A 22,292-nucleotide genomic window follows, 5' to 3' on the forward strand; every position below is an offset into this window, starting at 1 on the left:
TTACACGCGCATCCTCCGCGGCGACACGAACCCCTCCTACCAGGAAAAACCGCCCCCCGCATAGTGCAGGGGGCGGCTTCATTTTCAGACCGGGGCTCCCCGTCAGACGAAGTCGCCGGTATCGATATCGATGGTGTCGACACCTTCGAGGAAGACGGTGTAGCCACCCCCGGTCAGCACGGTGCCAGCGCCGCCGCCGTATTCGGCCACGGTGAAGTCGGCGAAGCCCAGCCCGTCGGCAGAGAAGTCCAGCACATCGATCCCATCCTCGAAGTCGGTGATGGTGTCCATGTCACCCGCGGTGGTGAACTTGAAGCAGTCCGCCCCTGCGCCGCCGGTGAGCACATCGTTCCGCCACTGGCCATCGAGGGTGTCGTCGCCGTCGCCGCCATTGAGCATGTCGTCGCCGCCGCCGCCGTACAGGCTGTCGTTCCCGGCCTCACCGAACATCTCGTCGTCGCCGTTGATGCCGTTCAGGACATCGTGGCCGTCACCGCCCCACATGGAGTCGTTGCCCGCCTGGCCGAAGACGAAGTCGTCGCCGCCGTTGCCATAAAGCACATCGTCCTGGTTGCCGCCGTAGATGATGTCGGTCTGGTCGCCCCCGTTGATCTGGTCGTTGCCGTTCTGACCGCGCATCAGGTCCTTGCCGTCTCCGCCGTCCATGGTGTCGTCGCCGGACCCGCCGAGCAGCGTATCATCCCCGGCGAGGCCGTTCATGATGTCGTTGCCCTCGGTGCCGGTGAGGCTGTCGGCGCCCTCTGTCCCGTTGATGGTCGACGTCTTGCCGTCGACGGTGACGGTGACCGTTGCCGTGTCGGTGCCGCCGTTGCCGTCCGACACCGTGTAGGTGAAGGTGTCGGTCGCGGTCTCGCCGGCCTCGAGGTAGTCGAAGGCGCCATTCGCGTCGTAGGTCAGGACCCCGCCGACCAGCGAGACGGTGCCCGCCGTGCCGGTGGTGTTGATCGCCGAGACGGAGAGCACGTCGGCCGGGTCGAGGTCGGTGTCGTTTCCGAGCACCAGCGCCGTCAGGTCGATCGACTCGTCCTCGTCCACCGTCACGGAGTCATCCACCGCGGTGACCGGATCGTTGGCACCGATCAGATCGACGACGAAGTCGTAGCTGTCCGTGGCCAGCCCGTCGCTCACCGTCACCGTCCACGTGCCGACCGCCGTGTCGCCCGCGCTGAGGAAGCCTAGCACCGCGTTCGACAGGCCGAAGCTGAAGGGCACGTTCAGGAGCCCCCCAGAGTGCAGACCGCTCGTGGCGCCCGTCGGCTGCAGCGCCGATTCCAGCAGCATGAGCTGTGTCGGCGTGGCCAGTTCCGCCGCATCGCCGCTCAGCGAGAAGCTGACCGAGACGGAGGCGGTGTCGGTGGTGTCCACGTCCTCGAACACCACGATGGCGTTGCCGCTGTAACCGGTCGCCGTATCCTCGGTGATCGAGGTCTCGGAGGCGGTGGTCGTCCAGTTGTTGTCGGAGTTGATGAACGAGCCGAGATCGAAGATCGCCGGCGCGTCGTTGGCCCCGTTCACGGTGATCGACACGGAGCTCGACACCGGCGCGCCGACACCGTCGGACACGTCGTAGGTGAAGGTCAGCACCTCGCTCTCGCCATCGGCCAGATCGTTGAACGCACCGGCATCGAAGCTGATGCCGCCCGTGTCGCTGATGGTGATGTCCGGGATCGCCCGGCCACCGTCGGTCCGCACCAGGTTCTGGATCGACAGTTCGTCCGACGTGTCCGCGGTGGAGGCGTTGGCCAGCAGCGCCGCCGCGTCGATGGTGACAGTGCCGTCGTCCTCGGAGACACTCTCCGACACCGGGCCAGAGACCAGGACGGGATCGTCCGCGCCGGTGATCTCCACCGTGTAGGTGGCGGTATCGGAGTTGCCTTCCGCGTCGGTCACGGTGACCTCGATGCTGGCCTGCGCGGTCTCGCCGTCGGCCAGGTACTCGAAGCCGCCCGCCGGATCGAAGGTCAGGTCGGTCCCGTCGAGGGCGAAGCTGCCCGGTCCGGCGTAGCTGCCCAGCGAGAAGCTGAACACCGCGTCGGCATCCGCGTCCGTGGCCAGTGCCGCGAGGTCGGCCACGGTGGTCGCACCGGAGGCGTCCTCCGACACCGAGGCCGCGATGCCCACGATCCCGGCAAGCACCGGATCGTCCTCGGCGCCCGCCACCTCGAAGGTGATGTCGACCGAGTTGCTGCCGCCCTGCGCGTCCTCGACGGTCACGCCGATGGTCACCTCCTCGCGGTCGAACGGGTCATCGAGGTACTCGAAGTCGCCGTCCGGATCGAACCAAAGCTCGGTCCCGACCAGGGAGAACGTGCCGCCCCCGGCGTAACCCGCATCGAAGGAGTAGGTCAGGTCCGCCGGCAGGTCGTCGCCGTCCGCATCGGTGGTGATGTCGGCAAGGTCGACGATCAGGAAGCCCGGGCCGTCCTCGGGGACGATCGGCGGGCTGGCGTCGCCGATGCCGGTGAACTCGGGCGCGTCGTTCTCGCCCGTCACCCGCAAGGAGACGTTGGCCGTATGGCTGCCGCCCTGCGCATCGGTCGCCGTCACCGCGATGGTGACGAAGCCCTCGTCATCCACGTCGAGCGCGTCGAAGTCGCCGTTCGGGTCGAACTCCAGCACCGTGCCGTCGAGCGAGAACACCCCGCCGCCCGTATAGCCCGGGTCGAGCGTGTAGGTAAGGTCCGCCGGCAGGTCGTTGCCGTCCACGTCGGTAGTGATCGTCGCAAGGTCGACCACCGTGGTGAGGCCCGCGTCCTCGCCGATGTCGGGCGTGTCGTTCTCCGTCTGCGCCGCCACCACCGGGTCGTCGTTGGTGCCGGTGACCGTGACCACGACCGAGGTCGAGACAGTCTCGTCACCGTCGGTGATGTCGTAGGTGAAGGTCAGGGTCTCGACGTCGTTCTCGTCGAGGTCGTCGAAGAGGTCGAGGTCGAAGCTGATCGCCCCGTCCGCCCCCACGGTGAAGGCCCCGCCCAGGTCGCGGTCGCTGGAACCCGTGTCCTGTGTCACGGAGGCCGCGACCACGCTCAACGTGTCGCCGTCGACATCCGTGGCCTCCGACAGCAATGTCGCCGCATCCACCGTCGCGGTGGCACCGTTGGCCTCCACCACGTCTGCGGTGGTCGGGCCGCTCTCCGGCGCGTCGTTGACGCCGGTGACGGTGACCACCATGTCGGCCTCCGCCGTGGCGCCATGGGCATCCTCGACCTGCACGCGGATCGTGACCTCTTCGGTCTCGCCATCGTCGAGGTACTCGTAGCCGCCCGCGGTGTCGAAGCTCAGCTCCGTGCCGTTGACGATCACGCCCGGCCCGCTGATGACGGAGTACGTCAGGTCGGCGCCGTCGTTGTCGCTGTCGATGTCATCGGCCAGCCCGCTCAGGTCGAAGCTGGTCGCGCCGCTGTCCTCGGACACCGAGAAGGCCCCCGCCGTCAGCGTCGGGTCGTCGTTCGTGCCGGTGACGGTGATGGTGATCGTCCCCTCGTTCGAGGTGGCGGTCTGTGCGTCCGTCGCGGTCACGCCGATGGTGACGAAGGCTTCCTCGCCCGCTGCCAGCCCCTGGAAGTCGCTGCCCGGATCGTAGGTCAGGCTGCTGCCCGTGATCTCCGCCGATCCTTCGCCCGCGCCCGGCGCCGTGGTGATGGTGTAGGTCAGGTGGCTGCCGTCGTTCTCGGCATCGGCGTCGGAGCCGAGCGCCGAGAGGTCGACCACGATGGCCGCACCGTCCTCGTCCGCGGCACCGTTGCCGTCGACCATGACCGGCGCATCGTTCACGCCCGTCAGGTCGATGGTCACCGTGGCGGTCGCCGTGGTGCCGTCGTCCTCCTCCACCGTGTAGGTGAAGCTGTCGGTCCCGGCCTCGCCTTCGTTCAGCGCGTCGAAGGCGCCGCTTGGGTCATAGCTGTAGCTGCCGTCGTCGTTCAGCGTCACCGAGGCACCGTTCGCCGTGGTGAAGGTCAGCGTGCCGTCCGAAAGCGCCTGGCCGTTGCCCTCGATCACCGTCAACCCCTCGAAGTCGAGGTCGAAGTCGTTGGCCAGCACGTTGCCCGTAACCGCCGTGTCCTCGTCCGTCGCGTTGCCGTCGTCGCCGAGGATGGCGCCCACGGTCACGTCGTCGAACTCCAGCAGTTCGACCCCGGTCAGCACGTCGGTGCCGTCGGCGCTGACCACCGTGACGCTGGTGCCGTCCTGCGCAAAGGTGGCCCCCGCGAAGTCGTCGCCGATCACCGCCGTGTCGGTGCCCGCGCCGCCGGTGATGCTGTCGTCCCCGGCCCCGCCGGTGATCTCGTCGTCGCCCATGCCGCCGTCGATGCTGTCGCTGCCTTCGCCGCCGTCGACGGTGTCGGCACCGTCACCGGTCTCCAGCAGGTTGGCCGAGGCATCGCCGGTGACATCGTCGTCGCCGTCGCCGGTGATCACGTTCTCGATGCCCGCGATCGAGTCGTTGCCGCCGATGCTCTTGGCGGAGGTGCCCGCCGCGAGATCCACGGTCACGCCGCCGTCGTCGGCAGAGAGATCGTAGGTGTCGGTCCCGGCGCGGCCATCGATCTGGTCGTCGCCGGCGCTGACGAAGATCACGTTGTCGCCGCCGTCGCCCAGAAGCTGGTCCGCCGCCGAACCGCCCACCATGTTCTCGAACCCGGTCAGGCCGTTCAGGCCCGCGCCTGTGCCCGCCGCAAGCCCGGTGCCCGGCACGATGAAGGACAGCTGGTTCGCCGCGAGGTCGATGCTGACCGCCCCGGTCTGGGCGGAGGCATCCACCAGGTCGGTGCCCGCGCCGCCGTCCATGACGTCGGTGCCCGCGCCCACCACGATGGTGTCGTCGCCCTCGCCGCCGGACAGGCTGTCATTGCCCGCGCCGCCGTCGATGTAGTCGTTGCCCTCGCCGCCGAGCGCGGTGTCGTCACCCGCCCCGGTGCGGATGGAGTCGTTGCCGCCCCGCCCGTCGAAGTACTGTTCGTTCGGGTTCACCCAGTTCGCGACGATGTCGCCGCGGAAACTGTCGCCGTTCTCCGTCCCGAGCACCTCGGCGCCGTCGGGCAGCGAGGAGAGCGGGTAGATGGAGACGCCCGTGCCCTCAGGCAGGAAGGTGTTCGCGCCGATGAACCCGCCGAAGTCGGAGGGGTCCTCGGTCGCGCCGAGCGCGATCTGCGCCCCGGCGGAGCCGTCGAAGATGTTGCCGGAGATGTCGGTCATCTGCGGGCCGTCGGCGTTGATGCCGTTGCCGTTCGCCACGAAGCTGTTGCCGGTGACGACGGCTCCGGTGCCGACATTGAAGTAGATGCCCGAGCGAACCTCGGTGATGAGGTTGTCGCTGACCGTCAGATCGTCGGCGGTGCCCGCGGTCAGGATGCCGCGCGTGCCGCTGTCGGTCGGGTAGTCGCCGTCCAGGACCGAGTTGGTGACGGTAATGCCGTCGACGCCCACGTAGACCAGGCTCGACCCGGTCAGCGCGCCGTCCTCGACCCGGAAGCCGTCGAGCGTGGAGCCGTCCGAGCCGCCGTTGAACGAGACGCTGCCCGCGATCACCGCCTCGGCGCCGCGCGCCCCGTCGGTACCGCCGACGCCCGCCTGCGGACCGACGAGGGTCAGCTGCTTGCCGAGCGTCAGGTTCTCCTCGTAGGTGCCGGCGTTGACGACGATCGTGTCGCCCGCGCTGGCCAGATCGATGATCGTCTGGATCGACATGCCGTCATAGACGTACCAGGTGTCGCCGCCTTCGGCGTCCACGTCCGACGCAGTGCCGGCCATGGAGATCACCGAAGAGCCCGAGACGTCGGTGCCGTTGTTGTCCGTGAGTGAGAAGGCGAAGGCCTCGGCGTCCTCGAGGCTGCCGAAGAAGAAGGTGAAGTCCTCGCCCCGGCCATCCCCGCCGTTGCGCCAATCGGGGTTCTGGACCTTGAAGACCTCGCTGTAGATCCCCGAAAAATCGATGTCCTCGACAACGGTGCGCTGCCCGCTGCCGCTGTCGACCTCCTCATCGGCGTAGATCCCGATGACCTCGTTCGAGCTGTAGGATCCTGCGAAGGTGATCCCGCTGGTGCCCGCTTCGTAGCTGCGGCCTGCGGAGTAGAGCCCCACCGAACCCCAGTTGTTGTTCAGCGTGGTGATGTCCTCGAGCAGGATGCCGGTGCTGTCCGACATCGCGATGCCGACCCCCGCCGACCCGCCGGAGCCGCCATCCGCAGTGACCCGGATCAGGCTGGAATCGTCCACGCCGTTCAGGTCGATCTCGCTGCGCGCGGCGCCGAAGACGGTCACGTCCTGCGCGGTGAAGCCGCTGAGCGAGGTCGCCGACCCGCCCGGCGAGACCTTGATCCCGTAGCCGCCCGGCGTCGTCAGGCCGGACGCGTCCAGCGTGAAGTCCGACAGCGTGACGTCATCGGTGGTGACATGGATGCCGTAGCCCGAGCCGTCGCGGTCGAGGATGGTCACCCCTTCCCCGGCGCCCGCCAGCGTGATGCCCTTGGAGATGGTCAGCTCGCCGGTCAGCGAGAAGGTCCCCGCGCCCAGCAGGATGGTGTCGCCCTCGTCCGCCGCCGCGATGGCCGCCGCGATCGACATACCCTCGAAGACCAAGAAAGTGTCGCCGCCGCTGCCCGCGACCTTCAGCACCTCGACGCCCGTCACCGACTGGGTGCCCGTGGGATCGGAAGTCAGGAAGGCCTCGTAGCTGAGCACGCCACCAGTGACGGAGGCCGAGGTCAGCGTTATGCCCTGCGCCGCCATCACTCCCTGCAGCCCGGTCACGTCCGGTGCCGCCATCAGAGGTGCCAGCGCCGCCGCGTCCATGCCGGCGAACTCGCTGATCTCCAGCACGTCGGTGCCCGCACCGCCGTCGATGGAATCGTAGCCCTGCGCGATGATCGTGTCGTTGCCGGTGCCGCCGTCGATGGTGTCGGCACCGATGCCGCCCTCGATCAGGTCGTTGTCCGCCCCGCCGTTCAGCACGTCGGTGTTGCCACCCCCGATCAGGTGGTCGTCACCCGCACCGCCCTCGATGCTGTCCGGGTTCTCCTCCCCGTCCAGAACATCGTCGCCGTCACCACCGAGAAGCGTGTCCAGACCCTGACCGCCAGACAAAGTGTCAGCGCCGAGGCCGCCCTCGGCATAGTCGTTGCCGCCGCCCAGGTCGACGGTGTCGGCGAAGTCGGTGCCGACCACGTAGTCGTCGCCGTCCGCCAGCGTGACGTTCAGAGCCGAGTCGTTGGCCTCGGCGTAGATCTCGTACTGCGACGCGGTCCAGACGGCGTTGTTCGTCGTCTCGGTCACGGATTCGTACTGGTTTGTCCAGGTGTTGCCCGAAACGGTCGGATCGTCGGTGTTGTTCGAGAAGACAACGCCGAACACGGTGTGATCGAAGTTGTTTCCCGTCACCACGGCGTTGTCGGTCTCGCCGTAGACGTAGATCGGGATATGCGTCGTCGCCATTTGCGACCCACCCGACGTCGCGCCGGTGAAGGTGTTGTTGGTGATCACAGTGCCGTCGCCGGCCGCGTAGGCCAGCACGCCCGAAGTCGACCAGTCGCCGCGCGTGTAACCGATCTCTTCGACCGTGTTGCCGTCGATGATGCCCACCGCGCCGCCGCTGACCTGAATGCCGTTCTGCGCCTGCGCGCCACTGCCGACAAGGAACCCGCCGCCCGTCACTGTAGAATCCAGCACCGAGAAGGTCAGCCCTTCCCCGTCGCCGACGAAGCCGTTCTTCTGGAAGTCCTCGACCGTGCCGTTCTGGAAGGTCACGCTGCGCGGCGTGCCGTCGGTGTTGAGCACGACCACCGCGACACCGCGCTGGTTGCCGCTGACCTGGCCGCCGACATAGGCATCGCGGACGCCCGTCACTGTGACTCCGTCCATGGTACCTTCGGCATTGACGTAGAGGATGCCCTCATAATCGGGTGCCCGGGTGGCTGAGGTGGAGGCGGTTCCGGGCATGTCGTTGCCCAGGCCCGCGCCGTCGACAGTCACGCCCGTGATGTCCACGTCGCCGTCGATCACGGTGATGACCGCGGCCCGGTCACGGGATCCGCCGTAGGTGTCCGCGAGCAGTGTCAGGGTCGGCGGGGACGGCATTTCGATGGTCACGCCGTTGCCGTTGATCGTCAGGTCCTTGCCTTCGATGATCACCTGCTCGGTCAATACGCCGCCGCCAGTGATTTCAATGGTATCCCCGCTCGCCGCCGCGTCCACGGCTTCCTGCAATGTCGCGTAGGTCGTGGTGCCGCTGGTGGCGTTGATCAGTTCAATGGTCGCAGGCATGGTTTAATGGGATGAACTGCCTTCCCACCAACCCGCTGTTATTGTGGCGGGCATAGGTGGAGAGAGGAGCATCTGATGGACATCAAGGTTCTGGGCATTGATCTGGGCAAGACCGTTTGCAGTCTTGCCGGGCTGGATGAGGCAGGAGCAATCGTGTTTCGTAAACGTCTCCAGCGGCATCGGCTGCTGGACTTTCTTGATAAGCTTCCGCCCTGCATCGTTGCCATGGAAGCCTGCGGCGGGGCGCATCACATCGGGCGGTTTTGTCTTCAGAACGGACATGAGCCTCGGCTGATGTCGCCGCTCTATGTCCGGCCGTACGTCAAGGTTCACAAGAACGATGACCGTGATGCGGAAGCAATTGCAGAGGCTGCGACGCGCCCGACGATGGCATTCGTAGCAATCAAAACAGAGGAACAGCTCGACCTTCAGGCTCTGCACCGGGCGCGGGAACGACTGGTGAGCGACAGGACACGGCTGATCAATCAGGGCCGCGGCTTCCTGATGGAACGCGGCATTCGGATTGGAACGGGACGCCATGTCTTCCAAAAGGAACTGATCAGATTGACCGCAGAGGGCACCGACGATCTTTCACGTCGGATGCTTACGCTTCTGTCGGACATGGCGTCAGAGCTAAGCGTGATCAATGACCGGATCTTGGCCATCGATGCCGAGATCAGAGTATTGGCCAAAACGGATGCCGATATGCAGAGGCTGATGGAGATCCCCGGCGTCGGCCCGACGATTGCGACGGCGCTCGTGGCTGCGGTCGGTACCGGCAGCAGTTTCGGCAAAGGACGTGATCTCGCCGCATGGCTCGGCCTGGTGCCGCGACAGATCACGACAGGTGGCAAGGCCAAGCTGATCGGTATCTCGAAGCACGGCAATCGATACTTGAGGAAACTCTTCATTCACGGGGCCCGAACCGTGCTGCATCTCGTGCGCGACAGGACGTCGCCGATAGCGGCATGGGCCGATCGCTTGAAGGAGCGAGCGCATGTCAACGTCGCGGCGGTCGCAATGGCCAACAAGATGGCACGTATTGCCTGGGCTGTATTGACGAAGAGAGAGCGGTATCAACCCAATGCACTGAGCGGCCTGTAGTCGGACCGTAACACAACTGAGAGCAAAGGAATCTGCGAGCGAGGAGGAGATGGACCAACGACCGATCGGCGTTCTGTCAGTCTGATGGGGAGTATGGCCCCTGAAGTGCCGATGGTTTAACGAGACACAGGACGCGCGACTTCCCATCTTGGTCAGGGGCAAAACGAACCGCCCCGAAGAAAGACCGAATACATAGAAGCAGGGTCAGCGGCGCATCGACAAGTCACTTGCAGGGGAAGGCAGTTCATACATACTCCCCAAAAATTCATTTCGCCAAATTTTGACACAGCGAAACACCTCGCCAGAAATGGCGATCCCTCCGGCGGCTGACCGGAGCACTCGATTTACTCAATGGAAGGCCGAAACCCCCGTTTTTCGGCGCACGCGGATTCGCGTGCTGGAAACAATTGATTAACCAATGAGAATTATGAAGCAACGATTTTTTCCATAAGTTCCAATACGGCACAACGACGGCAACACTCTGAATTAATCGAGACCTATTTCAAAAAAACCTTTGTTCTCAGGAGGTAAGACTTCCGCCGGGCATGCAGGAATGGAGGGAGGACGCCCAAGCAAAAATGCAACAGATATCATGCCGCAAGTCATTGATTTTGATAAATATTTTGCTTTATCATTCGGAAGGAAAATCGGGAACCGAAGATTGCTAAATCAGCATAGATTGAGTGCCCCAGTCTTCCGTGAAATATCCGTTAATGTAATCTATGCGGGAAAACCCAGTAATAATTCCCTCAAGCAAGGTTGTGTCGCATGTCGACAAGACTTCGCTCAACCTACTGACAAAATGTGGAATCCCCTGTCTTGGGAGAGCCACGGGTGAATCGCAAACCTTGCGCCGCATTCCCCACCGAGAACAAAGCTGCGCCCAATCTGCATGAAATAAAAGAGACACCCAATAGACGCCTTTGGAGCCCGTCAGCAGTTCACATGAGGAAACGCGGGAAACAACCTATGCGAGACTCACATCTACAACACCTAAAAAACTAAATTGAAAGGTTAATTTCACCCATTGGTTGTTTTCACTTGTCGCGCCGGCCGTTTGGAATAGGAGAAATGAACGCGCCAAAATAACCGCCGGCTTTTATCCAATTTGGATGAAATGGCATTTTCATCCCAAGATATTGATAAACTTCAACACCGGCCCGGCTGCATTTTGCCATCCCGCCTCCGCGTCCCATCCTGCACCCGCCCCCGTGAAGATCGACCCGAAGGCAGCGCGCGGGCGCCTCCGGACAAGAGCGTCGGCAAGAGACAGATGAGGAACGCATCCACATCAGCAAACCACAGGCCATACATCCCATGAACAACCGAAGGGTGTAGCCAGCGCGGAGGTACGGTCCTTACCCTGGCATGCAGAAGGTTCATCGATTTCGCGGACCCGGCACCGGTCCTCAACCCGCCCTCCAAGGCGACGGACGATTCCCTGCCGCGTCCAACAGGAGACCGGACCAAGACCAACGAGTTCCCGGAACGACGACCGCGACCTTTTCGCAAGGGTCGCGGGCGCATCCGGGGAACCGGGTCCTTTTCCCTTGACCCAGGGGGACCCGCCCTAAAGTGTCGTGGCCGATCAGGCTGCCGCCTCAATATTTAGATTCCTTTTGCCCTTTTGGAGCACGCAATGTCCTTTGCCTTTCGCCCCACCGCACTCGTGGACCTCCTGCACTCCCGTCATCAGGTCGGAATTCGTCAGCGTTCTCTAAGACATCGCTGCCGCCTGGGACGCGCGACCGAACTTGTGTTCGTGCTGGCCTCGGGCGCAACGCTGTTGATCGGCGGACAGGGGAGCGCCGACGATTTGATCTGGACAGGCGCCGAGTCCAATTTCTGGGACGAAGTCGGTGACGAAAACTGGATCAACACCACGACCGGTTCCATACCGGACTTCTTTGTTGACGGCGACGACGTCACCTTCGATGGGACCGCATTCATCCGCACCGTCACGATCAGCCAGGGCGCTCCCGTCACCACCGGCGACATCACTTTCGGTGCAAGCAGTTACGTCATCGACGCGGCGACTTCGGATGACCAGCTGGATGTGACGGGGACGCTGTCCGTCACCAACGCCTTTGACAGTGCGATAATCTACGCAAGGCTTGTTGACGGCGCGACGATCGAAGGCGCAGGAAACCTGATGCTCGCTGGCGGGAGCGGAGATATCGTGACCACGGGCGACATCGTCGTGAATGGTGCGGCCACCCAGACTGTGTCCCTGAGAGGCGGCACGTTCTTCAACGATGTCGTGCAGAACGGCGGCAACGTGCTCATCGACGGCGCCAACTTCTCGAGCGCGTCCAACCTCGTCGTCAACAGCGGCACCATGACGGTCGCCAGCACGGTGACGGTCAACGATGTCACGCTGGACGGTCCCGCCGGCACCGAGATGGAGATCGTGAGCGGCGGCGCGCTGCAGTACGATGCGGCCGGCACGCTCGACGTGGAAGGGGCCGCCCTGCTCGACCTCCGGGAAGGCGGCACAATCGGCACGAGCGGAGTGAACGTCAGCGTCAATGCAGGTGCGGGGTCGGCCCTCTCCATCGAGGGCACGGTGAATGGCGACGTCACCACCGCCTCCTCCACGAGCGAGATGGGCGGCAACGTGTCCGGCAGGCTGACGGTCAGCGGCGGGTCCACGACGGTCAACTCCGAAGCTTCGGCGGACGAGGTCCTGGTGACCGGCGGCGACCTGACGATCAACGACACGCTGAACGTGCGCGGCGGAACCGGGCCGGTCGTCTACAGCGGCACATCGACCGGGACGATCAACGGCACCGTCAACGGATCGGTGTTCACCGCCAGCACCACGGGCATCACCCTTGCGGACGGCGGCCAGATCCTCGGCGTTTTCGGGCAGAACTCGGGCGGCACGAACACGACCGTGACCGGCGATTTCTCGGTCAGCGGTGAAATCCAGGTCAATTCGGGGATCTTTACGATCAACGGCGGCGGCGACACGCCCACCCTGACGACTTCGCGCCTTCGCGTCATGACGATCAGCCAGATGGACCTGAACGGTGAACTCAACGCCAACCTCTGGAGCGAGGGCGGCACGATCAACCTTGCCGGGGACATCGTCAACACACGCGCGCTCGAAATGCGTCCGGGCACCGCCGGGGTCGTCAATGTCACGGGCGACAGCACGATCGACGGATATGCCGATGTCTACGGCGGCGTTCTCAACGTGCAGGGCGGCACGACCCTGACCGTCCGAGGAGCCCGCGGCGTTACCGTGAGTGACGGGGTCGGAACCGACACGATGAACCTCGTGGGCGATCTCGTGGGCGACCTGACGGTCAACAGGGCGGGCATCATGAATTTCGACGGCGGCGACGTAACCGGCAACACCACCGTGAACACCGGCGGTTCGGCTATGGTTTCAGCGGACACCACCTTCAACGGCGACGTGACGCTTGCCGGTGGCACGGCAGAGTTCGACAACGGCGCCGACATCGCCATCGTCGTGCAGGACAACCCGGCGACCGCCGGCACCACCGAAGGCACCCTGACCATCGGCGGCAGCTTCACCGACACCGGTACTGCGGCGATCACCAGCTCCGGCGCGGGGAACGTGGCGGTCTCCGCCTCGACGCTCGTACTGGGATCGGGTTTCGTGGAAAACGATGTCGCGGTCACCGGAGGCGGCGGATTCACCTTCGACGTCGACGCGCTCGACGTGAACACCGGCGGCGCACTGAACCTGACGACCTTCGCGGGCACGCTGCTTGACTACGACGTGTCCGTCAGCAGCGGCACGGCGACCATCGACGCCGCAACCGTGGTCGGAGACGGCGCGGGCACCTTCTTCGGCGTGACCGTGGACAGCGGCGCGGCGCTGGTTCTCGACGACGACCTGACCGCCTCCTCGCTGACCTCCAACGGCAACACGACCTTCGGCGACGGCGTGACCTTCTTCGGCATGGGCAACACCTACGTGAACGGCGCAGGCTCCACCGACACGTTCGGAGACAACGCGGGCGTGGTCGACAATGGCGCTGTGACGAACAACGGCACACTCGAATTCAACGGGTCGGGCTTCCTGACGGCGGACGCCAACGACGACGACGCGCTGACGGTGGCCAACTCGGCCACCGGCACGATCAACATGAACGACCTCGACGCCAGCAACGACGACGTGCTGACCGTCGCGGCGGGCGGTGCGGACACCGCCTTCGAGAACCAGGGCGCGATCAACCTCAACGGCCAGACGCTGGATGTCACCGGCGTGACGGCACTGAACACCACCGGCGCGGGCGTCGTCGACATGGGCGGCGGCACGATCGTCGGCGACGTGGTCAACGAATCCACCGCGCAGCAGTCGCTCTCGGGGACCATCGGGGACGGCACCGACGGCAGCGGCAGCTACACCCAGCAGACCGCCGCCACGGCGGACACGCAGGTGGTGGCCGGCGATCTGACCGTCGATGGCGCGGTCACAATCAACGCGGGCTCCCTGACGGTGGGCGACGGTGTGACCGGGCGGACGATATCTGCGGACACCGTCACCATCGGCAGCGGCGGCACGGTCAACGTATCCGCGGGCTCGACGCTTGAAAACACGCTCAACGGCCTGCTCAGCGACGGCGACCTGACCAATGGCGGTGTGCTCGACGTCGGCGACGGCGCGACCGTCCAGTCCGTCGGCAACATCCTGAACAACGGCACCTTGGCCTTCTCCGGCTCGGCAACGCTCGACGCCAACACCGATGGCGATTTCAGCAGCGAGATGATCCGCAACACCGGCCTGATCCAGGCCAACGGCGGCGCGGCCGACACGGTGGCCATCGGCGGCGACAGCCTGACCAACACCGGCACAGGCCGGCTCGAAATCAACGGCGGCACGCTGAACGGGATTGATACGCTGACGAACAGTTCGAGTTCGGGCAGTGCGATCCAGGTGGGTGTCGGGGCGACGCTGGGTTTCAACACGCTGAACTCGTCGGCGGGGACGGTGACCAGCGCGGGGACGCTGGACGGCGATGTGGCGCTTTCGGGCACGGCGGCGCTTGTGCAGAACGCTGGCGGGTCGGTCGACGGCAACCTGTCGACCGCAGGCGCTTCGGCCGTCGACATCAACGGCACCAGCGGGGATGCGACGGTGGAGGTGGACGGCAACCTGACGCTCTTTGCCGGCGCGACCGGCACCTCGACGCTTGCGGGCGACGTGGCCGGCAACGTGTCGGTGTCGGCGGGCACGCTGACGGTCGACGGCGCCTCGGTCATCGGCACCACGCTCGACATCGACGGCGGCACGGTGAACGCGGACGCGGCCACGACCGTGACCGGCGCGGCGACGGTGACCTCCGGGTCGCTGACGGTGGGCGCGGGCCAGTCGCTGACCTATGCCTCGCTGACGGTGGCGGACGGCGCGAGCTTCACGGCCGGGACCGGGGCGCAGGTCTTCGGCACGGCGAACACGACGACGATCAACGGCGCGGCGACCTACAACGACGGGTCGGCGCTGAACGACAACGGCAGCATCGACATCGGCGCGACCGGCAGCGTGACGTTCAACACCGGCGGGACGGGCATCGTGTTCGACGCCGACCAGGACAACAACGCGGTCGGCACGATCACCAGCGACGGCACGATCACGGTGAACGGCACCGGCAACGTCAGCTTCGGCACCGACGGCGACGACAACTTCACCAACCAGGGCTCTGCCACGCTGGCGCTCCTGGACAGCTCCTCGGTCTCGGACATCGACGTGCTGACCAACAGCTCGACGGCAAACGGCGCGACGGCGGGCACGGCGGCGATCTTCCTCGGCGGCGGCACCTCGCTGGGCTTCACCACGCTGAACTCCTCGGCGGGGACGATCGTCTCGGCCGGGACGCTCGACGGCGACGTGAACCTGAGCGGCACCGCGGATCTGGACCTGAACGACGGCACGATCACCGGGGCGCTGGACAACCAGTCGGCCACGGCGATCACCCTCGACGGCACCGTCACCGGCGCCTTCACCCAGCAGGGCGCGGGCGCGCAGACCACGGTCGACGGCACCTCGACCTTCGGCAGCACGGTGGATGTCGACAGCGGCACGCTGACGGTCAACGCCGACACCACGGTGACCGGCGCCACCACCGTCGACGACGCGACGCTGAACGTCGGCGCGGGCAGCACGCTGACCGCCAGCGGCAACGTGCTGGCGGGCGGATCGGGCGGCGCGGGTACGGTCGTCGTGGACGGCACGCTCGACGGCGACGTGACGGCCGAGAACACCGCGACGGTGACGGTCAACGGCTCCGTCGACGGCAACCTCGAGACGCGGGACACCGCCTCCTTCGACATCAACGGCACCTCGGGCGCGGCCCCGGCGGAGGTCACCGGCAACGTCACCCAGGCGGGCACCAGCGCGCTGAACACGCTGGCGGGCGACATCGCGGGCTTCCTGCAGCAGACCGGCGCGGGCACCATCACCGTCGACGGCGATGCGGTCGTCTCGGGCCTCGTGAACATCGACGCGGGCACGCTGACGGTTGCGGGCGGCGCGACGCTGGACGCCACCGGCGCCGGTGTCGACGTGGCGGCGGGCGCCTTCGGCAACGTCGCTGCCACCGGCGAGATCGACGGCGCCACCACCAACGCCGGCACCTTCCAGAACGACGGCACGGTGGACGGGGTGACCAACTCCGGCGGGTTCACCAACAACGGCACCACGGGCGGCGTCGGCAACTCCGGCACCTTCACCAACAACGGCGGCACCGGCACGGTCAGCAACTCGGGCACGTTCGACAACAACGGCTCGACGCTGGCCTTCACCAACACCGGCACGCTGACGACCTCCGGCACGATCACCGGCGATCTCGACCAGACGGCGGGTTCGACCACCGCGGACGGCAACGCAACGGTCACCGGCGAGCTGGACATCGACGGCGGCACGCTGACCGTCGATCCCGGCATCACCCTGAGCGCGGGCAGCGCCGACATCGAGGACGCGGGCGGCGTCACGGTGGGCGCAGGGGCGACCCTGCAGACCACGACGGGCGCGCTTACCACCGACGACCAGGTCGCGGTGGGTGCCGGCGGCAACCTGATCGCCGCCACCACCCTGACCAACCAGTCGAACGGCGTCATCACCTATGCCAACGGCGGCACGCTGAGCGCCGGCGGCGCGGGCCAGGGCACCATCGTCAACGAGGGCCAGATCGTCATCGACGCGGGCACCGTGACCGCCACCGGCAACGACAACCTCGTGGCCAGCGGCATGGGCACCGGGCTGCAGATCCTCGGCGGCACCCTCGACCTCGGCACCGGCACGGTGACCGACACCGGCACCGGATCGCTGACCGCGGTCACGCTCACCGCGGACGCCAGCGGCGGCGCGGCGCTGACCACCGGCGGCGTGACCTTCGACGAGGCGGGGATCGAGCTGAACGCCAACGTCCTCGGCGACGCGACGGTGAACGGCCCGGTGACCGTGGGCGGCACCGGCTTCTTCGACCTCAACAGCGCGGGCGGCGGCACGGCGACGATCACCGGAGACGTGGTCCAGCAGGCCGGCAGCACCGCCACCTCGACGCTGGCGGGCACCCTCGGCGGCATCCTCGACATCAACGGCGGCACCGTGACGGTGGACGGCACGGGCGGGGGCGGCACATCGGTCGTGACCGGCGCGCTGACCGTGGACGATGCCACGCTGAACGTGAACGCCGACACCGACGCCGCAGCGGGCACCACCGTGGGCGCAACCGGTACGGTCAGCAACACCGCCACCTTCACCACCGACGTCGCCAACGCCGGCGGCTTCACCAACGACGGCACCGTCGTGGGCGGCGTGGGCAACTCCGGCACCTTCGACAACAACGGCGCGGTCACCGGCAACGTCACCAACACCGGCACGCTGACCGATTCCGGCAGCATCGGCGGCACTCTCACCCAGACGGCGGGGTCGACCACCGTGGACGGCAACGCCACCGTGACCGGCCTCTTCGACATGGACGGCGGCACGCTGGCCGTCGACCCCGGCTTCACCTTCGCGGTGGGCAGCGCCGACATCGAGGACGCCGGCGGCGTCACCCTGGGGGCGGGCGCGACCCTGCAGACCACCTCCGGCGACCTCGACAACGACGACCAGGTGGCCATCGGCAACGGCGGCACGCTGCTCTCCTTCGCGGCGCTCGGCAACGAGGCCAACGGCGTGATGGACTTCCTCGGCGCCACCGGCGCGCTGACCGCCGGGGCCGGGTCGGACATCACCAACACCGGCCGGTTCAACATCAACTCCGGCGTGGGCCAGACCGTGACGCTGACCACCAGCGGCGGGGGCAGCTTCACCAGCTCCGGCCTGATCGACATGGTCGACGGCGAGACCGCCGACCGCCTGGTGATCAACGGCGACGCGGTGCTGAACGGCGTGATCGGCATGGACGTCAACGTCTCCGGCGCGATGGTGGGCACCTCGGCCGCCGACACCGCCGACCAGGTCAACGTGACGGGCACCGCCACCGGCGCGCCGACGCTGGCGTTCTCCAACGTCAACGGGGTGTTCTCCAACGTCGCGGCGCCGATCGACCTGATCACCGCGGCCAGCACCGCCGGCGTCTCGGCCACCCAAACCGGCCTGCCGACCAACGGCGCCTTCGTCTACAACCTGCAGAACACCGGCACCGCGGTGCAGCTGACCGCGACGCCCAACCTCGCCTTCGGCGGCGTGGCCTCCGGCCTCGCGGCGACCCAGAGCCTGATCTCCACCGTGGTCAACCGGCCGTCCTCGGCGCTGGTGACCCCGCTGGTGGCCCCGGGCGACGATCCCTGCGCCATAGGCTCCTGGAGCCGGATCACCGGCGGGCGGGCCTCGGCCAGCCTGTCGACCTCGGCCGCGAGCCTGCCCGGCTCGCTGTCCAACCAGATCGACCTGCGCTACCGCGGCATCCAGATCGGCCTCGACCGGTCCTGCTCGGGCGGCTACTACAACGGCTGGGACCTGGCCTACGGCGCGATGCTCGGCACCAACGGCGGCGACACCTCCCTGCCGGTCAACTTCGGCGGCACCGTCACCACGCTCAGCACCGAGTTCGACCAGACCTTCGGCGGCCTCTACCTGAGCGCGGCCAAGGGCCAGTGGTTCGGCGACCTGTCGATCCGCGCCGACAAGACCACCTATTCCATCCAGGAGAGCAACAGCTTCGCCAACGGCGGTCTCGGCATCGAGACGCAGGACTTCGACAGCCGCGGCAAGACCGTCTCGGGCTCGCTCAGCTACTCGCACACGCTCAACGAACAGCTCGGCCTGCGCCTCGTGCCCACCGCCGGCTTCTCGTTCAGTCACATCGAGAGCGACAGCATCGCCATCGAGAACGATCCCTCCACCACGGCCGACAACGCCACCCTGCAGGTCGGCGACATCGACCAGCGGATCGGCTACCTCGGCGCAACCCTGGCCCGCACCCAGGTCGCGGAAAGCGGCACGGCGGCGACCACCTACTTCGTCACCGGAACCTACTTCAACGACTTCGGGGACGACCTCGACAGCACCTTCACCGTCGACAGCAACGGCTCCTCCCAGGTCCTCACATCCGAGACCCTGGCCGGCTTCGGAGAGCTCAGCTTCGGCTTCAACTACACCGCAATCCTCGACGCAGGCTCCGCACTCCCGGCACGCCAGGTCGACGCATCCCTCCGCGCAGACACACGCTTCTCAGACAATCTCGACTCATGGGGCTTGACCGCACAGGTCAGACTGCAGTTCTGAGACCGGCGTAGGGGCCCGGTCCGCCGGGCCCCGCCGCGCGGGCACATCGACACGACAGATAAAGGCCGGGACGTTCCGCAACATCCCGGCCTTTTTCATGCCGTCGGTCCGGGCGCCCTGCCCCGTCGTCTCTCAGCCCACCGGCTCCTTCGCCGGAAACGTGCGGTACGTCAGCCTGGCCGCGTCCATGCCCGCGTCCACATCGGACAGCTCCGCCTCCGTCTGCGCCTGCAACCAGGCGTGATGCGGGGACTTCACGCAGACCGGGTCGGTGGCGTTCGGATCGCCCAGCAGACCCATGGCCTGGCAGCGGCAACCGCCGTGGTCCCTGGTCTTGCGTTCGCACGATCGGCAGGGTTCCTGCATCCAGTCGGTGCCGCGATAGGCATTGAAGGCCTGCCCGCCGTACCAGATCTCCGGCAGCGGCCGGTCGCGCACGGAATCGAACCTGAGACCCGGGATGATCTGCGCCGCATGGCAGGGCAGCACCTGGCCGTCCGGCGCCACGTTCAGCCCCGACGATCCCCAGCCGCCCATGCACCGCTTGGGGTAGTCCTCGTGGTAGTCCGCCGGGACATAGTCGATGACCAGAGTGCCCTTCAGCGCCGCGCGGGCCTCGGCCACGATGCGCGTCGCCTCGCGCGCCTGCGCCCTGGTCGGCATCAGCTCGGTGCGGTTCTTCAGCGCCCAGCCGTGGAACTGCACGGTCGCGACCTCGATCCGCCGGGCGCCCATCTCGACGGCCATTTCGAGCGCGCGCGGCAACTGGTGGAGGTTGTGACGGTGCAGAACGGCGTTCAGGGTCAGCGGGAAGCCGATCTTGCCGATCCACGCCGCCACCTGCATCTTGCGGTCGAAGCCGCCGCGATAGCCGCCCACCGCGTCCGCCATCTGCGCGGTCGTGCCCTGCAGGGACAGCTGGACGTGATCCAGCCCGGCCTCGTCCAGCGCCTGCAACCGTTTTTCCGTCAGCCCGATGCCGGAGGTGATGAGGTTGGTGTAAAGCCCCGCGTCCCGTGCCGCCGCCACCAGGTCGACCAGATCGCGGCGGGAGGCCGGTTCCCCGCCCGAGAGGTGCAGTTGCAGGACGCCCATCTCCGCCGCCTCGCGGAAGACTCGGGCCCAGGTGGCGGTGTCCAGTTCCGCCTCCTGCCGCGCCAGTTCCACGGGGTTGGAGCAGTACGGGCAGGACAGCGGGCAGCGGTGCGTCAGCTCGGCCAGCATGGCGATGGGGGGTGCAATCTTCATGCCAGCTCCTTCAGGCGACTTCGAGGAAGCGGCGATCACGCAGCGCCCCGAGGAAGCCCGCGCTGTCGCTGGCGATTTCCTCCGCGGGGGCGGCGTATTTTTCGGCCAGGCTGCGGGTGATCTGCTCGAAGGTGCGGCTGCCGTCGACCTCCGACAGCACCGCGTGGCCCACCATGTCGAGCATGATCGCCCGCTCCGGCGCCAGAAGCACCCAGCTGTCGCGCACCTTGTCAAAGTGCAGCCGCACGCCGCGTGGCAGGACGGGGATGTCGCCCGCCGCGATCATGACGCCTGCCGCAGCAGCTGGCCGGTGCCGGGCTGCCACGCGCCGGGCGGAATGCGCCGCGGCTCCACATAGGCGCCCCACAGCGCGTCGAGCTGGGACCAGAGCACATCCGTCTTGAATATCAGGGCCTTGGCCGCCATGTCCTGCTTTTCGGCGGTGTCCGCATGGTCCAGCACCCAAGCGAGCCCGAAGGCCACATCCTTCGGCGCCTCCTTCAGCCGGTTGCGGAAATAGGACAGCGAGGAGTCGTCGGCGAAGGCGTAGTTCTTCAGCAGTCCCTCGATCCGGTTGGCGTGGATCTTGGGGGCGAAGAGTTCCGTGAGTGATGCCGCCACCGCTTCGAGCAGGGTCTTTTCGCGGACGAAACGGACGTAAGCGTCCACCGCGAATTTCGTTGCGGGCAAAACGCCCTCTGCGGTGGCGACGTAGTCGGGGTCCAGTCCCACCGCTTCCGCCAGCCGCAGCCACCGCCGTATGCCGCCCTCGTTCTCGGCGGTGCCGTCGTGGTCCTCCATCCGGGACCGCCAGGCGCGCCGCAGGTCGGGATCCTCCACCCGGGACATGAAGGCCGCGTCCTTCATCGGGATCGAGTGCTGGTAGTAGTAGCGGTTGATGACCCAGGCCTGCACCTCTTCCATGGTGCACTGGCCGCCGTGCAGACGGTCGTGAAACGGATGCAGGTCGTGATAGCGCTCTGCCCCGATCTGGCGCAGCCGGGCTTCGAACGCTTCACGCGATTGCGGGGCTCTGGTCATAACGCGATCTCCATGCCGTCCTGGCCGATGGTCCAGCCACCGGATTGTGCCTCGGCGCGCTCCGCCGAGTCCGGTCGCAGGACCGGGTTGGTGTTGTTCATGTGGACGAAGACCTTGCGGCCCACGTCGAGGTCCCGGAACGCCGCGATGGAGCCGTCCTCGCCCGACATCGACATGTGACCCATGCGCTTGCCGGTCTTGGCGCCAAGTCCCGCGCGCACCATCTCGTCGTCGCGCCAGAGCGTGCCGTCGAAGAACACGAGGTCGGCGCCCGCCAGACGTGCCCGCAGGTCATCGTTCAGCATGGCGCAGCCGGGGATGTAGTAGACCCGCCGGTCGCCGCCGGTCAGGGCGACACCCACCGTGTTCTCGCCGATCTCGCCGGTCTCGACCGTCTCCCCTTCGAGGTAGAGCGGCACCTTGCCCGGCACCGGGAAGAGTTCCGCCATCAGCCCGGGGGCCAGCTCGAACGGCGTCTCCAGCGCGATCGGTTCGCGGCTCACCACGTCGCGGTGCAGCGCATCGAAGATCGGATTGTCCTTCAGCACCGCCTGGATCGTCTGCGTCGCGAACAGTGTGAAAGGCTGCATCTCGCGCAGGGTCAGAAGCCCCGCCACATGGTCGATGTCGCCATTCGTCACCAGCACCGAATGCAGAGGCAGGCTGCGCAGGCCGGTCGGATGCAACGGGGTCGCATCAGCCATCTGCTGCCGGATGTCAGGCGAGGCGTTGAGGATAGCCCAGTCGGTGCCGTTGCCCGTCACCGCCAGCGACGATTGCGCCTGGCGCGGGATTTCGCCTGCCCGTGCAAGGGTGCAGTTATCGCACCCGCAATTCCACTGCGGCAGGCCACCGCCCGCCGCAGCGCCTAGGATGAGTGCGCGAAACGCCATCGACAGCCTCCGCGCAA

Annotated in this window: 8 protein-coding genes; 2 read left to right on the forward strand and 6 right to left on the reverse strand. The window is 66.6% G+C overall.

From position 1 onward, the window contains the following. Positions 1-102: 102 nt before the first annotated feature. Positions 103-8,280 carry a tandem-95 repeat protein gene (locus tag QNI11_RS11725; RefSeq protein WP_283980258.1) on the reverse strand — a complete coding sequence of 2,726 codons (8,178 nt, stop codon included), beginning with the start codon at positions 8,278-8,280 and terminating at the stop codon, positions 103-105. Between the two features lie 75 nt (positions 8,281-8,355). Between QNI11_RS11725 and QNI11_RS11730 the strand changes: the two genes are divergently transcribed. Beyond that, entirely contained in the window at positions 8,356-9,384 is a 1,029-nt protein-coding gene (locus QNI11_RS11730) for an IS110 family transposase (protein WP_283980259.1), read from the forward strand. 1,037 nt (positions 9,385-10,421) lie between these two features. Here QNI11_RS11730 and QNI11_RS11735 read toward each other — a convergent pair. Next, positions 10,422-10,562 carry a hypothetical protein gene (locus QNI11_RS11735; protein ID WP_283980260.1) on the reverse strand — a complete coding sequence of 47 codons (141 nt, stop codon included), beginning with the start codon at positions 10,560-10,562 and terminating at the stop codon, positions 10,422-10,424. 638 nt (positions 10,563-11,200) lie between these two features. On the opposite strand from QNI11_RS11735, the gene QNI11_RS11740 reads away from it, so the two are divergent. Beyond that, positions 11,201-19,093, forward strand: coding sequence for a transporter (locus QNI11_RS11740; protein ID WP_283980261.1), 7,893 nt, complete (start codon positions 11,201-11,203; stop codon positions 19,091-19,093). Positions 19,094-19,225: 132 nt separating this feature from the next. Here the strand turns inward: QNI11_RS11740 and pqqE are convergent, their stop codons facing one another. From pqqE to pqqB, 4 genes are read right to left on the reverse strand one after another with little or no spacing between them, the layout of a single operon-like run. Next, positions 19,226-20,341: a pyrroloquinoline quinone biosynthesis protein PqqE gene (gene pqqE, locus QNI11_RS11745; RefSeq protein WP_283980262.1), complete on the reverse strand. Its 1,116-nt coding sequence runs from the start codon at positions 20,339-20,341 to the stop codon at positions 19,226-19,228. A gap of 10 nt (positions 20,342-20,351) precedes the next feature. Next, the gene (pqqD, locus tag QNI11_RS11750) at positions 20,352-20,627 is read right to left on the reverse strand and encodes a pyrroloquinoline quinone biosynthesis peptide chaperone PqqD (protein ID WP_283980263.1); all 276 of its coding nucleotides are present in this window, start codon (positions 20,625-20,627) and stop codon (positions 20,352-20,354) included. Next, complete coding sequence (gene pqqC / locus QNI11_RS11755; RefSeq protein ID WP_283980264.1) at positions 20,624-21,382, reverse strand: pyrroloquinoline-quinone synthase PqqC; 759 nt, start codon at positions 21,380-21,382, stop codon at positions 20,624-20,626. The genes pqqD and pqqC overlap by 4 nt, the downstream gene beginning before the upstream one ends. Next, the gene (gene pqqB / locus QNI11_RS11760) at positions 21,379-22,275 is read right to left on the reverse strand and encodes a pyrroloquinoline quinone biosynthesis protein PqqB (RefSeq protein ID WP_283980265.1); all 897 of its coding nucleotides are present in this window, start codon (positions 22,273-22,275) and stop codon (positions 21,379-21,381) included. The genes pqqC and pqqB overlap by 4 nt, the downstream gene beginning before the upstream one ends. Positions 22,276-22,292 lie beyond the last annotated feature (17 nt).

The organism is Sagittula sp. MA-2 (assembly GCF_030126985.1).
In the GTDB taxonomy this organism is placed as follows: Bacteria; Pseudomonadota; Alphaproteobacteria; order Rhodobacterales; family Rhodobacteraceae; genus Sagittula.

Bases quoted from the DNA above. Each gene is read 5' to 3' on its own strand.
- QNI11_RS11725 (WP_283980258.1), bottom strand. From the start codon at position 8,280: ATGCCTGCGACCATTGAACTGATCAACGCCACCAGCGGCACCACGACC.
- QNI11_RS11730 (WP_283980259.1), top strand. From the start codon at position 8,356: ATGGACATCAAGGTTCTGGGCATTGATCTGGGCAAGACCGTTTGCAGT.
- QNI11_RS11735 (WP_283980260.1), bottom strand. From the start codon at position 10,562: ATGGCAAAATGCAGCCGGGCCGGTGTTGAAGTTTATCAATATCTTGGG.
- pqqE (WP_283980262.1), bottom strand. From the start codon at position 20,341: ATGAAGATTGCACCCCCCATCGCCATGCTGGCCGAGCTGACGCACCGC.
- pqqD (WP_283980263.1), bottom strand. From the start codon at position 20,627: ATGATCGCGGCGGGCGACATCCCCGTCCTGCCACGCGGCGTGCGGCTG.
- pqqC (WP_283980264.1), bottom strand. From the start codon at position 21,382: ATGACCAGAGCCCCGCAATCGCGTGAAGCGTTCGAAGCCCGGCTGCGC.
- pqqB (WP_283980265.1), bottom strand. From the start codon at position 22,275: ATGGCGTTTCGCGCACTCATCCTAGGCGCTGCGGCGGGCGGTGGCCTG.